The organism is Nocardiopsis lambiniae, assembly GCF_031845465.1.
GTDB classification, from domain to species: Bacteria; Actinomycetota; Actinomycetes; order Streptosporangiales; family Streptosporangiaceae; genus Nocardiopsis; species Nocardiopsis lambiniae.
The window spans coordinates 18,383-37,663 of record NZ_JAVREP010000033.1 but is presented as its reverse complement, the minus strand read 5'-3'; the positions used below and the strand labels follow the sequence as shown (position 1 = coordinate 37,663).

Sequence of the window (19,281 nt, the reverse complement as noted above, 5' to 3'; positions counted from 1 at the left end):
ATCGAGGAGGTGTTGTTGTCGGTGATGTACGAGGTGCCCTCGCGTGAGGATGTGGGTCGGGTGATCATCGCGCGGGAGACGGTGATCGACAACGTCAATCCCACGATCGTGCCCCGCGCCCAGATCGCCCGGGAACGCCGCGAGAAGTCCGCCTGACCCTCCTTCTCGGCGACCGAACGCAGGGGCTCTCCCGTAGGGGAGGGCCCCTCGTGCGTGTCGGCCGGGAGGGGAGGAGGCGGACCGGTCACCCGTCCTCCAGGACGGCCTTCATCCGATCGATCTCGACGTTCTGCTCGGCGATGAGGTCGTTGGCCATCTTCATCACCGTCTGGTCCTTGCCGAACTCCAGGACCTCCTCGGCCATCTCCACCGCGCCCTGGTGGTGGGCGGTCATCAGCTCCACGAAGAGGTGGTCGAAGTCGTCGCCCTCCGCGGCGGCCAACCGCTCCATGTCCTCCTCGGAGACCATGCCGGGCATGTCCTCGTGGTCCACCCGGAGGTCGCACCGGGGAACGTCGCCCCCCTCGTCGTGGTGGGCGGTGTCCTCGCCCAGACCGCAGAAGTTCTGGTGGGCGGGGTTCTCCCGGGCCGGGCCGAAGACGTTCTCCTCCAGCCAGCCCTCCATCGCGGTGATCTCGGGCTCCTGCGCCGCGGAGATGCGCTCGGCGATGCCCCCGATCCCGTCGCGCTCGTGGCGCTCGGGGGCCAGGTCGGTCATCTCCAAGGCCTGAGCGTGGTGCTCGATCATCTTCACCAGGTAGAAGACATCGGCCTCGTTGTGACCCTGTTCTTCGGCCAGTGCCGCGATCTGGTCGGCGGTGGCCGGTGACGACGACTCTCCCGGGGCACCGGGGGCGATGACGTTCGCCGACTCCTGCGGCTCGTCCTCCCCGGTGCAGGCCGAGGCTCCGAGGAGCGCGAGAACGGTTCCTGCCGCGAGTGCCAGGCGACGCACGGGATGTCCTCCAAGAACGGAAGTGTGGGGCGGGCCCGGGGCTGTGCGCCGCCTCCGGGGGCCGCGCGGCGTGCGCGGTGGTCCCGGTCGGAGGAGAACGCTCTGGTGGGCTTTCTACTCACTCCCGAGGTGTTCTGTCCACCTTTGGGGCCGTGTCGGCATCGTTTCGTTCACTCCATGTGTCTTGAGTGCGCGGTCTGTCCGATGTGGGCACTCTGCATGCCTCGCGGTGTTTCTCCTGGTCCACGGCTTACGGGAGGAGTACAACACAAAGTATTCAATATGTTGCTTCATGTGTTCATCGGGGGTGTGCCGTGGGCGGGGGGAACGGACGAGGAGGGCGGCCACCGGGCGTCCTCCTGCGCTGGGGCGGGGTCGGCGCGACCCTCGTCCTGCTGCTCACGGCCACCGCGGCCCCCCGGGCCCGGGCCGGAATCGAGGACGAGGTCACGGCCGAGGGGATGATCCATGTGGCCGGGCTGCCCAAGCCGACGCCGCTGGACCGCGAGGCCGCCTTCAACTCCGACCTGGCGTTCACCGGCGACCACCTCATCGGCGGGAACTACGACGGGTTCGTCGTCTACGACATCTCCGACCCCACCCGGCCCTCCGTCGTGTCCACGGTCGTGTGTCCCGGCGGTCAGGGCGACGTGTCGGTCAGCGGAGACCTGCTGTACTTCTCCGTGGACTACCCGCGGGCGGGCGAGGAGTGCGGCGCGCCGGCCGTTCCGACCACCGACCCCGACGGGTTCGAGGGCGTCCGGATCTTCGACATCTCCGACAAGGAGAATCCGCGGTACGTGGCGGCGGTGCGCACCGACTGCGGCTCGCACACCAACACCCTGGTCCCGGGCGAGGACGGCGAGCACGAGTACGTCTACGTCTCCTCGTACTCGCCCTTGGAGCGGTTCCCGAACTGCAAGCCGCCGCACGACAAGATCGCCGTCATCGAGGTGCCACTGGCCGATCCGGCGTCCGCCCGGGTCGTCGCCGAACCGATGCTCTTCCCCGACGGCGGGGCGGACTCCACCACCGGCTGCCATGACATCACCGTCTATCCGGAGCACGGCATCGCCGCCGCGGCCTGCCTGGGGGACGGCTTGCTGCTCGACGTCTCCGACCCGGTCGCCCCGCAAGTCCTGGACCGGGTCCGGGACCCGAACTTCGCGTTCTGGCACTCTGCGACCTTCACCAACGACGCCGACACGGTGATCTTCACCGACGAACTCGGCGGTGGGAGCGGGGCGGTCTGTACCGAGGAGATCGGACCCGAGCGCGGAGCGAACGCGATCTACTCGGTGGACCGTTCCGGGGACCGGAGCGAACTGCAATTCAGGAGCTACTACAAAGTGCCGCGTCACCAGACCGAAACCGAGAACTGCGTGGCGCACAACGGTTCGCTCATCCCGGTTCCGGGCCAGGACTTCTTCGTCCAGTCCTGGTACCAGGGCGGGGTCTCCGTCATCGATCTCACCGACCCCGACCGCCCGGTGGAGATCGGCCACTTCGATCGGGGGCCGTGGGATCCCCAGACCCTGCGCACGGCCGGTTCCTGGTCGGCCTACTACTACAACGGACACGTCTACTCGTCCGACATCCGGCGCGGGCTCGACGTTCTGCGGCTCACCGACCCACGCCTGGAACCGGCGCGCGAGGTGGTCATGGAGGAGTTCAATCCCCAGTCCCAGCCCTCTTTCTCCGGACCCGAGGGGCACCCGTGACAACGTGGCGGTCAAGGACCGAACCGGGGTGGTGACGCGGTCCGCCGGAGGGACCCGTCATCGCCCTCTCCGCGAATCTAGGCGCCGTGCGCAACAGGAACGGGACGTATTGACAGTGTGTTAACCGGCCTGTTTCTTTTGTTCCCCCCTATACAGATAGATGTTGAAGTGTGTACTTTTTTCCTGTTCAGCGCCAAACCCGAACAGGAGCCCCCATGGCGTCGTCCCCCACGCACACCTCGTCGCCGCGCTCGCGGAGATCCAGACTGAAGAGGGGATCGGTCGCCCTCGCCGGCGCCGCCGCCCTCGTCGGTGGTCTCCTCGCTCCTTCCGCCGCCGTCGCCGACCAGACCTTCGTCAGTGACGCCGACACCAGCGCCAACGTCACGCACGTCGCCAACGTCCCCAAGACCGAGGCGATGAGCGACTTCAACTCCGACCTGGCGTTCACCGGTGACTACGCCATCGGCGGCAACTACAACGGCTTCGTCATCTACGACATCTCCGCTCCGGAGGACCCGCAGGTCGTCTCCGAGGTCCTGTGCCCCGGCGGTCAGGGCGACGTGTCGGTCAGCGGAGACCTGCTGTACTTCTCCGTCGACTACGCGCGTGCCAGTGACGAGTGCGGTGCGCCCTCCGTGCCCACCAGCGACCCCAACGGGTTCGAGGGCATCCGGATCTTCGACATCTCCGACAAGGCCGCCCCGCAGTACGTGGCGGCGGTGCGCACCGACTGCGGCTCGCACACCAACACCCTGGTCCCGGGCAAGGACGGCGAGCACGAGTACGTCTACGTCTCCTCGTACTCGCCCTCGGTGAACTTCCCGAACTGTCAGCCGCCGCACGACAAGATCTCCATCATCGAGGTGCCCCTCGACGACCCCGCCTCGGCGCAGGTCATCGAAGCCCCCGTGCTCTTCCCCGACGGTGGCAACACCAACACCAGCGGTTGCCACGACATCACCGTCTACCCCAAGCACGACATCGCGGCCGGCGCCTGCATGGGCGACGGCATCCTGATGGACATCTCCGACCCGACCGCCCCCGTCGTCACCGACGTCGTCCGCGACACCAACTTCGCGTTCTGGCACTCGGCGACCTTCACCAACGACGGCGCCACGGTCCTGTTCACCGACGAGCTCGGCGGTGGTGGCGGCGCGGTCTGCACCGAGGCCATCGGCCCGGAGCGCGGTGCCAACGCCATCTACACGATCGACGGCTTCAAGGGCAAGAAGAAGGACCTCCAGCTGGAGTTCGAGGGCTACTACAAGATCCCGCGCCTTCAGAGCACCACCGAGAACTGCGTGGCGCACAACGGTTCGCTCATCCCGGTCCCGGGCCAGGACTTCTTCGTCCAGTCCTGGTACCAGGGCGGCGTCTCCGTCATCGACTTCAACGACCCGGCCAAGCCGAAGGAGATCGGCTACTTCGACCGGGCTCCGATCAACGAGGACCGCCTCGTCCTCGGCGGCTCCTGGTCGGCCTACTACTACAACGGCTACGTCTACTCCTCCGACATCACCCGAGGACTCGACGTCATCAAGCTCACGGAGCCCCGGCTCCGCCCTGCCGAGCGCGTCGGCATGGACGAGTTCAACCCGCAGTCGCAGCCGGAGTACCGCCCCGGCCGCCGCTGAGCCGCACCGAAGCCCCCCGGCCCGCACCGGGCCGGGACGGGTGACGTGAGAGGGGCCGCGGCCGTGCACGCCGCGGCCCCTTCGCGTACCCCCCGTTCACCCCCTAGTGCACAGGAGTCCCCATGCCCACAGCACCCAACAGGAGAGGTCCGCGTCGCGCCACCGCTCTGGCCGTGACCGCCGCGACCTCCCTGCTCGTGGGTCTGCTCGGCCCGGCGACCGCCCACGCGGACACGCCTCCGGCCGACGCGATCCACAGCTCCAACATCGAGCACGTGGCCCACGTGCCCAAGCCCTCCACCGTCCGTAACGTCAACTCCGACCTGGCGTTCACCGGCGACCACGCCATCGGCGGCAACTACGACGGCTTCGTCATCTACGACATCTCCGACCCGGAGAACACCACCGTCCTCACCGAGGTCCTGTGTCCCGGCGGCCAGGGCGACGTGTCGGTCAGCGGAGACCTGCTGTACTTCTCCGTGGACTACCCGCGGGCGAGCGAGGAGTGCGGCGCGCCCGCCGTTCCGACCACCGACCCCGACGGGTTCGAGGGCGTCCGGATCTTCGACATCTCCGACAAGGAGAATCCGCAGTACGTGGCGGCGGTGCGCACCGACTGCGGCTCGCACACCAACACCCTCGTCCCGAGCGAGGACGGCGAGAGCGACCTCATCTACGTCTCCTCGTACTCGCCCTCGGAGCGGTTCCCGAACTGCAAGCCGCCGCACGACAAGATCTCCATCATCGAGGTGCCGCACGACGACCCGGCCTCCGCCGCGGTCGTCAACGAACCGGTCCTGTTCCCGGACGGCGGCAACCACGGCCAGCCCGGCCTGCTGCTGCCCACCCAGGGATGCCACGACATCACCGTCTACGCCGAGTACGACATCGCCGCGGGCGCCTGCATGGGCGACGGCATCCTCATGGACATCTCCGACCCCGTGAACCCGGTGGTCACCGAGGTCGTCCAAGACCCGAACTTCGCGTTCTGGCACTCGGCGACGTTCACCAACGACGCCAAGAACGTGCTGTTCACCGATGAGCTCGGCGGCGGCGGCGCCCCGACCTGCACCGAGGCCATCGGCCCGGAGCGCGGTGCCAACGCGATCTACCGGATCAAGGGGAAGAAGGCCGAGCCGGTCCTGGAGTTCGCCAGCTACCACAAGATCGACCGGCACCAGGGCGACCAGGTCTGCGTGGCGCACAACGGTTCGCTCATCCCGGTCCCGGGCCAGGACTTCTTCGTCCAGTCCTGGTACCAGGGCGGCGTCTCCGTCATCGACTTCAACAACCCGGCCAAACCGAAGGAGATCGGCTACTTCGACGTGGACTCCCGCGTCGAGGAGGGTGTCCTGGACAACGACACCTGGTCGACCTACTACTACAACGGCTACGTCTACTCCAACGACATCACCCGTGGACTCGACGTCCTGAAGATCACCGACCCGCGTCTGCGGGCCGCCGAGCGCGTTCGCTTCGACGAGCTCAACCCGCAGGGCCAGCAGGGCTACCGCCCCGGCCGCTAGGGCGGACACCTCACCCGGGCGGGGGCGGCGCGGACGCGCCGTCCCCGCCCCTTCGCGTCCGGGGCCGACCGTACGGAGAAGTCGCCGAGGGGCGCCTCCGGAACCCGGATCGCGCGGCCGGTCGCCTCGGGGAGGCCGACGCGAGGGCCCTCCGGTGGCCGGAGACCGGTCAGGAACGGAGAAGCCCTCCACCGTTCCGAGTGTCCATCATGGTGGTGGACCCCATGGTCGCCGACCATGGGCGGAAAAGGGTCGTCGGCGATGGCGACGGCATCGCGATCCGCGAGGAAGGGTGACGGGACGCCATGACGAAGGGTTTCTCCGAGGAGGAGCGCGCCGCGATGAAGGCGCGCGCGGCCGAGCTGAGGACGCGGGAGCGGCGCGGCCGGGCCGCGGACAGGGCGGCGGCCGACGAGGCGGACGTGCTGGCGAAGATCGAGCAGATGCCGGAAGGGGACCGGGCACTGGCGGAGCGCGTGCACGCGATCGTGACCACCTTCGCCCCGGACCTGGCGCCGAAGCCGTACTACGGGCAGCCGGGCTACGCGAGGAAGGGGAAGGTGGTGTGCTTCTTCCGCAGCGGGCTCCTGGACAAGGAGCGCTATTCGACGTTCGGGTTCGCCGCGCAGGCGGATCTCGATGAGGACGACGGCCTGTGGCCGACGGCGTACGCGCTGACCGAGCCGACCGAGGAGGCATGGGAGCGGCTGGCCGGGATCGTCAGGCGGATCGCCGGTTGAGGGGTTCGGCCTCGCCGCGGTGACGCGGCTCCCGGAGCCGCGTCACCGCCCACGACCACCGAGCGCCACGCGCCCCCGACCGGGTGGACCAGCGCCGCCCCCGTTCCCGGGATCAGCCGAAGAGACGGTCCGTGGGCACGTCCAGGACCTCCGTCATCCGGCCGGTGAAGTAGACCGTGCCCAGTGCCAGCACCCGATCGCCCAGGGCGGCCACCCGCGCCGGGGACAGCTCCTCGGCGTCCGCCCGACCCCAGTGCGCGGGCGGGGCGTACTCGAAGCGCAGGTGCGCCTCGGGCAGACGCACCATGGTCACCGGCAGGTCGCCCAGCACCCCCACCGCGCCGGAGACGTCCTTGTGGTCGGGCAGGCACAGCAGCACGTGGTCCACCCCGCCCCAGACCGCGTGGGCGTGCGCCAACGCGGTGGCCACCCCCACTCGATCGATCGCCGAGTCCACGATGACCTCTGCCCCCGCCGCCCCCGGCACCGGATGCCGCGAGAGCCGGGCCGGCAATCGCAGCGTGCGCAGGGTCGCGTGCAGCCGTTCCGGATCCGGCGGTCGGTGGCCCAGGCACTCCAGCGTCCGCGCCGCCGCGGCCGTGCCCAGCACCCCGGACGCCGCCGACAACCCCGGCGGGCGCAGACCCACCGGCGGCTCCGCCCCCGGACGGTCGGGGTCGGCGACCTCGGCCACCACACGCCCCCCGGTGACCTCGACCAGGGCGGCGTCCACGGCGGCGGCGACCTCCGGGGCCTGCGGCAGGCGCACCAGGGCCCGGGTGCGCTCCCCGACGACCCGGGTCTTCTCCCGGGCGATCTCGGTCACGGTGTTCCCGAGGATCCCCACGTGTTCGGCGAAGATCGCCCCCATGGCCACGACCTCCGGGCCGATCAGCCGCAACTCGTCGCGGTGGCCGCCCATACCGGCCTCCAGCACGCACACGTCGGCACCGATGTCGCGGGCGTGCAGCAGGGCGGCCACGAGGAACAGCCCGCTCGGCGCCAGGTACCCGCCCGCCTCCTCCGGGGAGGGCAGGGTCCGTCGGGCCCGGTCGATCCGTGTGCCCAGGGACTCCAGCACCGCGTCGGTGACCGAGGTCCCGTCCACCCGCACCCGTTCCCGGTAGGAACGGAAACTCGGTCCGGTGGCCAGCACGGTCCGCAGCCCCGCCGACGCCAGCACGGCCGCCGCCGTCGTGGCGGTGGTGCCCTTGCCCTTGGAACCCACCACGCCCAGCACCGGGGGCCGATCGCCGTCCAGTCCCAGGGCGCGCAACAGCTCCAGGGCGCGGGGCAGATCACGGGTCAGACCGGGGGCGCGGTCGGACCACTCGACGAAGAAAGGGTCAATGACGGGCATGGTTCCAGTATGGTCCGGGTGATATCGCGGACCGGACTCCTCGCTCGGCGTCCGAGGCCCGGTGAAGCCGCGTACACTGACGCGGTGTGTACACCCCGACCTCCGAAAAGTCGTGAGTGAGGACGGCGCCGCAGGGCGCTACGCCGAGGTGACGGCGGAGATCCTCTCCCGAACTCCCGAGACCGACATCGACCCGCGGCTGGATCGCGTCCGCACCCTCCTGGACCTGCTGGGCGATCCGCACCGCAACTTCCGGGTCATCCACGTCACGGGAACCAACGGCAAGACCTCCACGGCCCGCATGATCGACGCGATCATGCGCGCCCGCGGCTTGCGCACGGGCCGCTACACCAGCCCGCACCTGCGCACCGTCCGCGAGCGCATCGTCATCGACGGGGAGCCCGTCTCCCAGGAGCGGTTCGTCGAGATCTACGACGACATCCGCCCCTACATCGAGATGGCCGACTCCATGAACGACGCACCGCTGTCGTTCTTCGAGATCCTGACGGTCATGGCCTACGCGGTCTTCGCCGACACCCCGGTCGACATCGCCGTCGTCGAGGTGGGCATGGGCGGTCGATGGGACGCCACCAACGTCGTCGACGGAGACGTCGCGGTCGTCACCCCCATCGGCATCGACCACACCGAGTACCTCCCCGACACCGTCGAGGGCATCGCCGACGAGAAGGCGGGCATCATCAAGCCCGACTCCATCGCGGTCGTCGCCCAGCAGCCGGTGGCCGCGGCCGAGGCACTGCTGCGCAACGCCGCCGAGGTCGGTGCCCGCGTCGCCCGGGAGGGCCTGGAGTTCGGAGTCCTGAGCCGCGAGGTCGCGGTCGGCGGACAACAGATCGCCGTCAAGGGCCTCACCGGCAGTTACGACGGTCTCTTCCTGCCGCTGTTCGGCGCCCACCAGGCGGGCAACGCCGCCGTCGCCATCGCGGCGGCCGAGGCGTTCGCCGCCACGGGCGAGGACGCGGCGGGCCTGGACCCGGCCATCGTCTCCGAGGCGCTGGCCGGGGTGGACTCACCCGGCAGGTTGGACGTGGTGCGCACCAGCCCCACCGTCGTCGCCGACGCGGCGCACAACCCGGCCGGAATGATCGCGACGGCCGCGGCCGTGGAGGAGGCCTTCGGCTTCTCCCGACTGGTGGGCGTGGTCGCGATCATGGCCGACAAAGACGTCGAAGGGATCCTGGATCCCCTGGAACCGTTGCTCGACGAGATCGTCGTCACCCGCAACTCCTCACCCCGCTCCCTCGAACCCGAGGACCTGGCCGCCCTGGCGGTACGGGTCTTCGGCGAGGATCGCGTACACGTGGCGCCCCGGCTCGACGACGCCCTCGACCTGGCCGTGGGCCTGGCCGAGGAGAGCGGCGAGTTCGGCGGTACCGGTGTGCTCGTCACCGGTTCGGTGATCACCGCCGGAGACGCGGTGCACCTGCTGCGCGGCGCGGGGGAGTGAGCGGGCCGACGACCTCACTGACGAAGGGAAACCCATCGTGCGTGTCGTCTGCGCCGTCGTACTCATCTTCGAGGTCATCGTCATCGGCCTGTTCATCCCCGTGGCCATCTCCCTGGAGGGGATGGACCCGGCCCTGGCCGGCGGGCTGTGGGGCGGTATGGCCGCCGCGGCCCTGGTCCTCGCCGGGCTCCAGAAGTACCGCTGGGCGCACTACGCCGCCTGGGTGTTGCAGGCCGCGTTCCTGTTCAGCTCGTTCCTGGTCTCGGGGGCCATGCTCATCGCGGTGGTCTTCGTCTCCCTGTGGGTCACCGGCGTGATCATGGGGCGGCGCACCGACCAGATGAAGGCCGCGCACCTGGCCCGGGCACGGGCCGAGGAGGAGGCGGAGGCGGAGAACGCCGTCAGTGCCTCGTCGGGGTCCTGAACGCGATAGTGTGACGCACGTTTCCGCGTGCACAGACGCCGTGGGCGTGGGCCCGTGTGCGCCACGCGGAGTCCAGTGAGGAGTTGAATCGCACGTGGAACGCACTCTCGTTCTCATCAAGCCGGACGGCGTCCGTCGCAACATCGTCGGAGAGGTCATCTCGCGCATCGAGCGCAAGGGCCTGAAGATCGTCGCGATGGAGCTGCGCACGCTCGACGCCGACACCGCCAAGACCCACTACGAGGAGCACTCCGAGCGGCCGTTCTTCGGTTCGCTGGTGGAGTTCATCACCGGTGGTCCGCTGGTGGCCCTGGTGGTCGAGGGCGAGCGCGCGGTGGAGGCCTTCCGTGCCCTGGCCGGCGCCACCGACCCGGTGACCGCCGCCCCCGGCACCATCCGGGGCGACTTCGCCCTGGAGGTGCAGCAGAACATCGTGCACGGCTCGGACTCCACCTACTCCGCCGAGCGCGAGATCAAGCTGTTCTTCCCCGACCTGGGCTGAACCCGGTCGGACGCCGAACACCGAAGGGCCGCCCCCCCAGGGGGCGGCCCTTCGCGGTGTCCGCGGGCGGGAATCCGGCCGAACCCCGGACGCGGTGAGGGGGCCGCGGTTACACTTTCCTCTCCGCGCGGCCCGGTCCTCGGCGTGGTGGCCCCCGAACCGGTTCGATCCGCATGCGTTCGCGGCGTTATCACCGGACTTTCGCGCGTCGCGCGGACTCCGGAGACAATAATTCGGTGTGTTTGCGTAATCATGTAAGTGCGTACCGTTACGATACGGGAGACTGGATACCTATCGTGCCGGAACGACTACGTATGGTCGCCCTGTGTAACCACGTCCGACACGGCGCCTCTGAGGACGTTACATGCCGAACAACCTTGCTTTTCTCGGCCGGGACATGGCCGTTGACCTGGGAACCGCCAACACGCTCGTGTACGTGCGTGGCCGCGGCATCGTCCTGAACGAACCCTCCGTCGTCGCACTCAACACCTCGACGGGCAAGATCGTCGCCGTCGGCATCGAGGCCAAACAGATGATCGGTCGCACGCCGACCAACATCACCGCCATCCGACCCCTGAAGGACGGCGTCATCGCCGACTTCGAGATCACCGAGCGGATGCTGCGCTACTTCATCCAGAAGATCCACCGGCGTCGCCACTTCGCCAAACCGCGCATCATCGTCGCGGTGCCCAGCGGGATCACCTCCGTGGAACACCGCGCGGTCAAGGAGGCCGGTTACCAGGCGGGCGCGCGCCGGGTCTACATCATCGAGGAGCCCATGGCCGCCGCCATCGGCGCCGGGCTCCCCGTCCACGAGCCCACCGGCAACATGGTCGTCGACATCGGCGGCGGCACCACCGAGGTCGCCGTCATCTCCATGGGCGGCATCGTCACCTCCCAGTCCATCCGCGTCGGCGGCGACGAACTCGACCAGGCCATCATGACCTTCGTCAAGAAGGAGTACTCCCTGATGATCGGGGAGCGCACCGCCGAGGAACTCAAACTCGCCATCGGCTCGGCCTACCCGACCGGCGCCGAGGAACTCCACGCCGAGGTGCGCGGTCGCGACCTCATCAGCGGCCTGCCCAAGACCATCGTCATGTCCGAGTCCGACGTCCGGCAGGCCATCGAGGAACCCGTCATCGCCATCATCGACGCGGTCCGCGCCAGCCTCGACAAGTGCCCGCCGGAACTGTCCGGCGACATCATGGACCGCGGCATCGCCGTCACCGGGGGCGGGGCCCTGCTGCGCGGCCTCGACGAACGGCTCCTGCACGAGACCGGCATGCCCATCCACGTCGCCGACAACGCCCTGGACTCGGTCGCCATCGGCTCCGGCACCTGTGTGGAGAACTACGAGCGCCTCCACCAGGTCCTCGTCCCCGAACGGCGGCGCTGATGCTGCGCGACACCCCGAGGTCCCGGATCGTCCTCGCCGTGCTGGTCGCCCTGTCGGTGATCCTCCTGGTCCTGGACGGCCGTTCCGGCCGGAACCCGTTCACCGCCGCCGCCCGCGCGGGCGGCGAACTGGTCTTCGCTCCCGCCGCCGCCGGGGTCGGGCACCTCACCGCTCCCGCCGCCGACCTCTACGGAACCCTGCGCATGGCGCCCCGGTCCGCCGACCGGATCGCCGAACTGGAGGAGGCCAACGCCGAACTGGAGGAGGAACTGCGGGCCGCCCGTCTCGACGAGGGGCGGGCCGAGCAGCTCGACGCACTCCTCCACCTCTCCGGCCTGGGCGGTTACGAGATCGTCCCGGCGCAGGCGGTCACCCGCACCACCTCACACGGCTACGCCGATGTCGTCACCGTCGACGTCGGCACCGAGTCCGGAATCGGTACCGACATGACCGTCGTCAACGGGGCCGGCCTGGTCGGCCGCGTCATCGAGGCCGGGCCGCGCACCGCCACCGTGCTCCTCGCCACCGACGTCACCTCGGCGGTCGGCGCCCGGCTGGAGTCCACCCGCAAGATCGGCGTCGTCACCGGCGGCACCGTCCCGGGCGGCCCCAAGGCCGACCTGACCCTCGAACTGTTCGACATGGAGGCCCCCGTCGAGGCGGGCGACCGGGTGGTCACGCTCGGCTCGCACGAAGGCGCCCCCTTCGTGCCCGGGGTGCCCGTCGGCACCGTCGAGGACGTGCAGGCCGCCCCGGGCGCGCTCAGCCGCATCGCCCGCCTGTCCCCGGCCGTCGACTTCGCCTCCCTGGACCTGGTCGGCGTCGTCGTCGCCGGTCCCGCCGAGGACCCGAGGGACTCCGTGCTCCCGCCCAAGCCCGACGCGCCGGAGAAGGAGAAGTGACGATGAGGTCCGCGCTGACCCTGCTCTCGGTGACCGTGATCGTGCTCGCCCAGACGGTCGTCGTCAACCGACTCCCGTTCGGAGCGCTGTCCGACGGCGGCCCCGGACCCGACCTGGCCGTGGCCGCCATCGTCGCCATCGCCCTGACCACGAGCCCCTCGGCCGCCGCCGGCTGGGGCTTCGGCATGGGGTTGGCCCTGGACGTGCTGCCCCCGGCCGACCACGCGATCGGCCGTTACACACTGGTCCTGTGCCTGGCCGGCTACCTCGTGGCCCTGGTGCACCGCAACACCGGCGCGCCCGGCGCCGTCGCCGGCCGCACCTCCCGGTGGTTCGCCGTGGGCGTCGTCCTGGTCACCTCGGCCGGGGTGGGCCTGGCCTACGCCGGCCTGGGCCTCTTCGTGGGGGATCCGGGGACCGGCCTGGCCGACATCGCCGTCACCACCGTCGTGGGGAGCGCGCTGACCCTGCTCGTGAGCCCACTGGTCACCCTGCCCCTGTTGTGGCTGCGGGAACTGATGGTCGACCACGAGTTCGCCACCGTCCAGGGACCCATGTCCCCCCGGGGGTGGTGACCGTGCACCGACCGCCGACGGACCCCACCCTGCCCGGCCCCCGCATGGGGCGGGCGGGCCTCGTCCTCGCCCAGGTCCTCGCCGTGGCCCTGTTCGCCGTCCTGGGCGCGCGCCTGTGGTACCTCCAGGTGCCGATGGCCGACCACTATCGCGACCTGGCTGTCGCCAACCACCACCAGCGTCTCGTCGTCCCCGCCACCCGCGGCCAGATCCTCGACGCCGCCGGACGACCCCTGGTGAGCAACCGCACCGAACTCGTCGTCTCCGCCGACTACCACGAGATCATGGGCATGAGGGACGGCGGGGAGAAGGTCCTCACCGACCTGTCCGAGACGCTCGACGTGCCGGTGGAGGAGCTGCGCCAGCGCATGCGCCTGTGCGGCCCCGAGGTGGAGCGGCCCTGCTGGCCCGGCTCCCCCTACCAGCCCGTCACCCTCGCCGAGGACATCGATCCGGCCATCGCCCTCCAGATCATGGAGAGCTCGGACGACTACCCGGGGATCACCGCCCAGGCCCACGCCGTCCGCGAATACCCCAACGGGGCCGAGGCGGGTCAGATCCTCGGCTACCTCCAGCCCGTCACCCAGGAGGAACTGGAGGCGCGCGAGGAGCTGCGCACCCAGTTCACCGGCATCGACCAGGTCGGCCGGGACGGCCTGGAGGCGATCTACGACTCCGAGCTGCGCGGCACCGCCGGTCAGCGCACCTTCGGGGTGAACAACCACGGCGAGGTCATGGACGTCATCGCGGACCGGCCGCCCCGGGCCGGGATGCACATCATCACCCACCTGGACACGCGCGTACAGAAGATCGCCGAGGAGGCGCTGGCCTCCGGCATGAAGGCGGCCCGCCCCCGGTACAAGGCCGACTCCGGGGCCGCCATCGTCCTGGACGTGCGCACCGGCGGCATCGTCGCCATGGCCAGTCTGCCCACCTACGACCCCGGCATCTGGCAGGGCGGCATCGATCAGGAGACCTTCGACGAACTGCTCAGCGCGGAGGCAGGGGAACCGCTGCTGTCGCGGGCCGTGCAGGGCCAGTACCCGCCCGGTTCCACGTTCAAGGTCTCCTCGTTGTCGGCGGCCGTCGAGAACGGCTACTCGCTGCGCAGCACCTACGCCTGCCCCGGCTCGGTCAACCTCGCCGGACAGAACTACGCCAACTACGCCGGCGGCGGCCACGGCACCATCAGCCTCCACCAGGCCATCGTCGTCTCCTGCAACACGATCTTCTACAACTTCGGCTACCAGCTGTGGGTCAAGGACGGCGGTCTCGAACCCGAGGGCGAGCCGAAGGAGGCCATGTCCGAGATGGCCCGCGGGTACGGCTTCGGCGCCCCGACCGGCATCGACCTGCCCTACGAGACCGGCGGCCGTATCCCGGACCGGGAGTGGAAGCGCACCTTCTGGGAGGAGACCCGCGAGAACAACTGCCGTCGCGGTGAGGAGGGCTACCCGGAGGTCGCCAAGACCAACCCGTCCCACGCCTCCTACCTCAAGCGCCTGGCCTACGAACAGTGCGTCGAGGGGTTCCAGTGGCGGGCCGGCGAGGCCGTCAACTTCTCGATCGGCCAGGGCGACGTGCTCGTCAGCCCGCTCCAGCTGGTCCGCGCCTACGCCGCCATCGCCAACGGCGGCACCCTGTACGAACCGCGTGTGGCCCGAGCGCTGGTCTCCGCCGACGGCGAGGTCGTCCGGGAGATCGAGCCCGTCGTCGCCGGGAAGGTGCCGGTCAAGGACGAGACCATCCGCTACCTCCAGGACGCCCTGGAGGAGGTGACCAAGTCCGGTACCGGGCGCGGCGCCTTCGCGGACTTCCCGCAGGACAAGGTGTCCATCGCCGGAAAGACCGGTAGCGCCGACGCCCAGAACCGACAGGTGTCGTCGTGGTTCGTGTCCTACGCGCCCGCCGACGATCCGCAGTTCGCCGTCGTCGTGTTCGTCTCCCAGGGCGGCACCGGCGGTACGACCTCGGCGCCCATCGCCCGGAAGATCTACGACGGGATCTACGGGTTCGGCGAGGGCGACGCGGCCGAGCCCGCGCTGCCCGACGGTCGGCCCCGCGCCGAGCTGCCCACGGTGCGCCCCGACGGTTCCATCGACCCACTGGACCGGTGACCCATGACCGTACACGCGCCCCGCGCGCGCGGGATCGACCTGGGCCGCACGGCGGTGACCGCCGCCGGAGCCGCCCGCAGGCTGGACTGGGTCCTGCTCCTGGCGGTGATCGCGCTCTGCGCGATCGGCTCCCTGCTGGTGTGGTCGGCGACCCAGCCCGGCGACGGCGGGAACCCGCTGGACGCCACCGAGCACCTGCGCAAACACCTGATCCACCTCGTCGTGGGGTGGGCGGTGTGCCTGACCGTGGCCTCGGTCGACTACCGGTCGCTCCGGGCGTACGCGCCCATCGTCTACGTCGTCACCCTGGTCGCCCTGATCCTGGTGCTCACACCGCTCGGCGCCGTCATCAACGGCTCGCGCGGGTGGATCGTCGTGGGCGGCTTCCAGTTCCAGCCCAGTGAGCTGGCCAAGGTCGGTCTCATCCTGGTCCTGGCCACCCTGCTGGGCGAGCCCCGGGACGGCGAGGTCCGGCCGATGACGCGGGACGTGCTGTTCTGTCTGCTGGCGCTCGCCCTCCCGCTCGCCCTGGTGATGCTCCAGCCGGACCTGGGCACCACCCTGGTGCTCGGCGTCATCTTCCTGGGGATGCTGACCCTGTCGGGCGCGCCCGTCTTCTGGGTCGTCGGGATGCTGCTGGTGGGCGTGGCCGCCGGGTTCTGCGTGTGGTGGTTCGACATGCTGGAGCCCTACCAGCTCGACCGCATCGCCACCCTCGTGGACCCGTCGGCGGACCCGCAGGGCGCCGGTTACAACGCCAATCAGGCGCTCATCGCCGTGGGGTCGGGCGGCTTCGACGGGACCGGCCTGTTCCACGGTGAGCAGACGCACGGCCGCTTCGTGCCCGAACAGCACACCGACTTCATCTTCACGGTCGCGGGGGAGGAGCTCGGGTTCGTCGGGGCGGGTCTGGTCATCGGCCTGTTCACGGTGATCCTGTGGCGGATCCTGCGGATCGCCCGGGGGTGCGACCAGCCCTACCCGCGCCTGCTCTGCGTGGGGGTGGCCTCCTGGTTCGGCTTCCAGACCTTCATCAACATCGGCATGGGGCTGGGCATCGTCCCGGTGACCGGTCTCCCGCTGCCCTTCGTGTCCTACGGCGGTACGGCGCTGCTGGCCAACCTGCTGGCGCTCGGGCTGGTGCTGGGCGTCAACTCCCGGGACCGGGGGTTCGAGTAGGGATCTGTGGAGAACCCGTGACCGGAGGGTTCTCACAGGTAGCCTGAAAGGGCAGTGCGAACGCCGTCCGCCGATCGGAAGTCATAGACCCATGACCGTCGAAAGCCTCTTCCCGCGACTGGAACCGCTCCTGGCCCAGGTGGCCAAACCCATCCAGTACGTCGGCGGAGAGCTCAACTCCGTGGTCAAGGACTGGGACGGCGCCCGTGTGCGCTGGGCCCTGATGTACCCCGACGCCTACGAGGTGGGCGTGCCCAACCAGGGCGTGCAGATCCTCTACGAGGTCCTCAACGAGCGCGAGGGGGTGCTGGCCGAGCGCGCCTACGCGGTCTGGTCGGACATGGAGGCCCTCCTGCGCGAGCACGGGATCCCCCACTTCACCGTGGACGCCCACCGACCGCTCGGCGCCTTCGACCTGCTCGGCGTCAGCTTCGCCAGCGAGATGGGCTACACCAACCTGCTCACCGCGCTCGACCTGGCCGGCATCCCGCTGCGCTCGGCGGAGCGGCGTGAGGGACACCCCGTCGTCCTGGCCGGCGGGCACTCGGCGTTCAACCCCGAGCCCATCGCCGACTTCCTGGACGCCGTGGTGCTCGGCGACGGAGAGGAGATCAGCCTCGCCATCACCGAGATCGTCCGGGAGTTCAAGGACGAGGGCGAGCCGGGAGGCCGCGACGGACTGCTGCTGCGCCTGGCCGCCTCCGGTGGGGTGTACGTGCCGCGCTTCTACGACGTGGCCTATCACGAGGACGGGCGCATCGCCTCGTACACGCCGAACCGGCCGGGCGTGCCCGAGACGGTCCACAAGCACACCGTGATGGACCTGGACCGGTGGCCCTACCCCAAGAAGCCCATCGTGCCCACCGCGGAGTCGGTCCACGAGCGCTACAGCGTGGAGATCTTCCGCGGCTGCACCCGCGGCTGCCGCTTCTGCCAGGCCGGGATGATCACCCGGCCGGTGCGCGAGCGCTCCAAGGAGACCGTCACCTCGATGGTCGAGGAGGGCGTGAAGAACTCCGGGTTCCAGGAGGTGGGCCTGCTGTCCCTGTCCAGCGCGGACCACAGCCAGATCAAGGAGATCGCCAAGGGCCTGGCCGACAACTACGAGGGCACCAACACGGGGCTGTCGCTGCCCTCCACCCGAGTGGACGCCTTCAACATCGATCTGGCCGACGAACTCACCCGCAACGGCCGTCGCTCCGGACTGACCTTCGCACCCGAGGGCGGCAGCGAGCGCATGCGCCGGGTCATCAACAAGATGGTCACCGAGGCCGACCTCATCCGCACCGTCACCGCCGCCTACGCCTCCGGGTGGCGCCAGGTCAAGCTGTACTTCATGTGCGGTCTGCCCACCGAGCGGGACGAGGACGTGCTGGCCATCGCCGATCTGGCCACGGAGGTCATCCGCACCGGTCGCCAGGTGACCGGGCGCAAGGACATCCGCTGCACGGTCTCCATCGGCGGGTTCGTGCCCAAACCGCAGACGCCGTTCCAGTGGGCGGGCCAGAGCCCCTACGAGGAGGTCGACGCCCGGCTGCGCAAGCTCCGCGACCGGCTCCGCGCCGACCGCACCTACGGCAAGTCCATCGGGTTGCGCTACCACGAGGGCCGTCCCTCCATCGTCGAGGGCCTGCTCTCCCGGGGTGACCGCCGGTTGAGCCGGGTCGTCGAGGAGGTGTGGCTCGCGGGAGGCCGGTTCGACGGCTGGAGCGAGCACTTCTCCTACGAACGGTGGATGAAGGCCGCCGAGGTCGGCCTGGCCGATCAGCCGGTGGACGTCGACTGGTACACCACCCGGGAACGGGACGAGGACGAGATCCTGCCCTGGGATCACCTGGACGCCGGGCTCGACCGCTCCTGGCTGTGGCAGGACTGGCAGGACTCGCTGCACGGGGATGAGTCGGTGGAGATCGACGACTGCCGCTGGAGCCCCTGCTACGACTGCGGGGTGTGCCCGAGCATGGGCACCGAGATCCAGATCAACACCCCGGCGGAGGGACGCCCCATGCTGCCGCTCACCGTGCTCTGACGCCGAACGCGCGCGGGCCGGGACGAGGAAGGCCGCCCCGGCCCGGCCGCGGGCGGACCCGACGGGGAGGGACGCGGACGCGCGGTCACGGTGGTCCTCGACGGGCCGGCCCTCGCGGGCGGGTCTCAGACCGTCCACTCCGCACGGTGGTCCGGGTGGTCCGAGTAGGCCCCGGCCAGAGCACCGAGCACCTGCCGGGCGAGTTCGCCGTCGAGCCGTTTCCCGGAGAACCGGGTGTACTCGTCGATCTCCTGGATCATCCGGCGGCGCAGGGCCACCTCCCGCAGCACCCGTTCGGGGTGATGCCGGGCGATGTGCCGGGCCGTGTCCGGCGAACCACCGGCCTCGACGACCGGGGAGCCGGCGCCGTCGAGCACCTTCGCGCCCTCCCCGTCCGCGTGCCACGGCCCGGGACGGGCCTTGCGGGCCACGGCCTGCTCCTCGTCCAGGCGGGCGTTGAGGAACTCCACGATCGTCATGCTCGTCCCCGATCTCCCCAGGTGGGGGTCCGTCCGTGTCATCGCCCCGACCCTAGTGCCGGCGTGTGCGCCTCGGGCCGCAGCCGGTACCGGGGCGGCGGAGGGGGAGAGGGAACGCGCCGCGTCATGCCAGTTCGGCCGGTGGAGGGCGGGTTCTTACCGGCACGGGCCCCGACCGCCTGGCCGGTTCCGGCCACGCGCGCGGGGAGGCGAGGAAGGAGAACGGGGAGGGGCGCACGGAGGGGACCCGGGGGTGGTGGAGTACGATGCG

16 protein-coding genes and 1 pseudogene are annotated in these 19,281 nt (G+C 70.2%); 14 read left to right on the top strand and 3 right to left on the bottom strand.

Annotation, left to right across the window (positions count from 1 at the left end; translation table 11 throughout):
* Window positions 1-156, top strand: a pseudogene (locus RM479_RS26845) (ATP-dependent Clp protease ATP-binding subunit ClpX); the annotation flags it as partial.
* 88 nt (window positions 157-244) lie between these two features.
* On the opposite strand, the gene RM479_RS26840 reads toward RM479_RS26845, so the two are convergent.
* Window positions 245-955 (bottom strand): DUF305 domain-containing protein, encoded by a 711-nt coding sequence (locus RM479_RS26840; RefSeq protein WP_311514475.1) that lies wholly within the window; start codon window positions 953-955, stop codon window positions 245-247.
* A gap of 461 nt (window positions 956-1,416) precedes the next feature.
* On the opposite strand from RM479_RS26840, the gene RM479_RS26835 reads away from it, so the two are divergent.
* The 4 genes from RM479_RS26835 to RM479_RS26820 all read left to right on the top strand — a co-directional run bounded on the left by RM479_RS26835 (window position 1,417) and on the right by RM479_RS26820 (window position 6,579).
* Entirely contained in the window at window positions 1,417-2,676 is a 1,260-nt protein-coding gene (locus RM479_RS26835) for an LVIVD repeat-containing protein (protein WP_311514479.1), read from the top strand.
* Between the two features lie 215 nt (window positions 2,677-2,891).
* The gene (locus RM479_RS26830) at window positions 2,892-4,313 is read left to right on the top strand and encodes an LVIVD repeat-containing protein (protein WP_311514474.1); all 1,422 of its coding nucleotides are present in this window, start codon (window positions 2,892-2,894) and stop codon (window positions 4,311-4,313) included.
* 122 nt (window positions 4,314-4,435) lie between these two features.
* The gene (locus tag RM479_RS26825) at window positions 4,436-5,839 is read left to right on the top strand and encodes an LVIVD repeat-containing protein (protein ID WP_311514473.1); all 1,404 of its coding nucleotides are present in this window, start codon (window positions 4,436-4,438) and stop codon (window positions 5,837-5,839) included.
* Between the two features lie 305 nt (window positions 5,840-6,144).
* Window positions 6,145-6,579 carry a DUF1801 domain-containing protein gene (locus RM479_RS26820; protein ID WP_311514472.1) on the top strand — a complete coding sequence of 145 codons (435 nt, stop codon included), beginning with the start codon at window positions 6,145-6,147 and terminating at the stop codon, window positions 6,577-6,579.
* A gap of 112 nt (window positions 6,580-6,691) precedes the next feature.
* Here RM479_RS26820 and RM479_RS26815 read toward each other — a convergent pair whose 3' ends face one another.
* Window positions 6,692-7,939: a hypothetical protein gene (locus RM479_RS26815; RefSeq protein WP_311514471.1), complete on the bottom strand. Its 1,248-nt coding sequence runs from the start codon at window positions 7,937-7,939 to the stop codon at window positions 6,692-6,694.
* Window positions 7,940-8,051: 112 nt separating this feature from the next.
* On the opposite strand from RM479_RS26815, the gene RM479_RS26810 reads away from it, so the two are divergent.
* The 9 genes from RM479_RS26810 to RM479_RS26770 all read left to right on the top strand — a co-directional run bounded on the left by RM479_RS26810 (window position 8,052) and on the right by RM479_RS26770 (window position 18,531).
* Window positions 8,052-9,404: a bifunctional folylpolyglutamate synthase/dihydrofolate synthase gene (locus RM479_RS26810; RefSeq protein ID WP_311514470.1), complete on the top strand. Its 1,353-nt coding sequence runs from the start codon at window positions 8,052-8,054 to the stop codon at window positions 9,402-9,404.
* Between the two features lie 37 nt (window positions 9,405-9,441).
* Entirely contained in the window at window positions 9,442-9,828 is a 387-nt protein-coding gene (locus RM479_RS26805) for a DUF4233 domain-containing protein (RefSeq protein WP_311514469.1), read from the top strand.
* Between the two features lie 94 nt (window positions 9,829-9,922).
* Window positions 9,923-10,330 carry a nucleoside-diphosphate kinase gene (gene ndk / locus RM479_RS26800; protein ID WP_274810384.1) on the top strand — a complete coding sequence of 136 codons (408 nt, stop codon included), beginning with the start codon at window positions 9,923-9,925 and terminating at the stop codon, window positions 10,328-10,330.
* Window positions 10,331-10,694: 364 nt separating this feature from the next.
* On the top strand, window positions 10,695-11,729 hold the full coding sequence (mreB, locus tag RM479_RS26795) for a rod shape-determining protein (protein ID WP_274810383.1): 1,035 nt from the start codon (window positions 10,695-10,697) through the stop codon (window positions 11,727-11,729).
* A complete protein-coding gene (mreC, locus tag RM479_RS26790; RefSeq protein ID WP_311514468.1) occupies window positions 11,729-12,631 on the top strand; it encodes a rod shape-determining protein MreC in 903 nt (300 codons plus the stop codon). Before mreB ends, mreC begins: the two co-directional genes overlap by 1 nt.
* A 2-nt stretch (window positions 12,632-12,633) precedes the next feature.
* A complete protein-coding gene (mreD, locus tag RM479_RS26785) occupies window positions 12,634-13,206 on the top strand; it encodes a rod shape-determining protein MreD (RefSeq protein WP_311514467.1) in 573 nt (190 codons plus the stop codon).
* A 44-nt stretch (window positions 13,207-13,250) separates the two neighbouring features.
* Entirely contained in the window at window positions 13,251-15,323 is a 2,073-nt protein-coding gene (gene mrdA, locus RM479_RS26780) for a penicillin-binding protein 2 (protein WP_311514478.1), read from the top strand.
* A 3-nt stretch (window positions 15,324-15,326) separates the two neighbouring features.
* Window positions 15,327-16,502: a rod shape-determining protein RodA gene (gene rodA, locus RM479_RS26775; protein ID WP_311514466.1), complete on the top strand. Its 1,176-nt coding sequence runs from the start codon at window positions 15,327-15,329 to the stop codon at window positions 16,500-16,502.
* A gap of 91 nt (window positions 16,503-16,593) precedes the next feature.
* The gene (locus RM479_RS26770) at window positions 16,594-18,531 is read left to right on the top strand and encodes a TIGR03960 family B12-binding radical SAM protein (RefSeq protein ID WP_311514465.1); all 1,938 of its coding nucleotides are present in this window, start codon (window positions 16,594-16,596) and stop codon (window positions 18,529-18,531) included.
* A gap of 125 nt (window positions 18,532-18,656) precedes the next feature.
* Here the strand turns inward: RM479_RS26770 and RM479_RS26765 are convergent, their stop codons facing one another.
* Window positions 18,657-19,052 carry a DUF6221 family protein gene (locus RM479_RS26765; protein ID WP_311514464.1) on the bottom strand — a complete coding sequence of 132 codons (396 nt, stop codon included), beginning with the start codon at window positions 19,050-19,052 and terminating at the stop codon, window positions 18,657-18,659.
* Window positions 19,053-19,281: the final 229 nt, after the last annotated feature.

What these genes read in the sequence shown, in the direction of transcription:
- RM479_RS26835 (WP_311514479.1), top strand. Translation starts at nt 1,417, where the DNA reads ATGATCCATGTGGCCGGGCTGCCCAAGCCGACGCCGCTGGACCGCGAG.
- RM479_RS26830 (WP_311514474.1), top strand. Translation starts at nt 2,892, where the DNA reads ATGGCGTCGTCCCCCACGCACACCTCGTCGCCGCGCTCGCGGAGATCC.
- RM479_RS26825 (WP_311514473.1), top strand. Translation starts at nt 4,436, where the DNA reads ATGCCCACAGCACCCAACAGGAGAGGTCCGCGTCGCGCCACCGCTCTG.
- RM479_RS26820 (WP_311514472.1), top strand. Translation starts at nt 6,145, where the DNA reads ATGACGAAGGGTTTCTCCGAGGAGGAGCGCGCCGCGATGAAGGCGCGC.
- RM479_RS26815 (WP_311514471.1), bottom strand. Translation starts at nt 7,939, where the DNA reads ATGCCCGTCATTGACCCTTTCTTCGTCGAGTGGTCCGACCGCGCCCCC.
- mreB (WP_274810383.1), top strand. Translation starts at nt 10,695, where the DNA reads ATGCCGAACAACCTTGCTTTTCTCGGCCGGGACATGGCCGTTGACCTG.
- mreC (WP_311514468.1), top strand. Translation starts at nt 11,729, where the DNA reads ATGCTGCGCGACACCCCGAGGTCCCGGATCGTCCTCGCCGTGCTGGTC.
- mreD (WP_311514467.1), top strand. Translation starts at nt 12,634, where the DNA reads ATGAGGTCCGCGCTGACCCTGCTCTCGGTGACCGTGATCGTGCTCGCC.
- mrdA (WP_311514478.1), top strand. Translation starts at nt 13,251, where the DNA reads ATGGGGCGGGCGGGCCTCGTCCTCGCCCAGGTCCTCGCCGTGGCCCTG.
- rodA (WP_311514466.1), top strand. Translation starts at nt 15,327, where the DNA reads ATGACCGTACACGCGCCCCGCGCGCGCGGGATCGACCTGGGCCGCACG.
- RM479_RS26770 (WP_311514465.1), top strand. Translation starts at nt 16,594, where the DNA reads ATGACCGTCGAAAGCCTCTTCCCGCGACTGGAACCGCTCCTGGCCCAG.
- RM479_RS26765 (WP_311514464.1), bottom strand. Translation starts at nt 19,052, where the DNA reads ATGACACGGACGGACCCCCACCTGGGGAGATCGGGGACGAGCATGACG.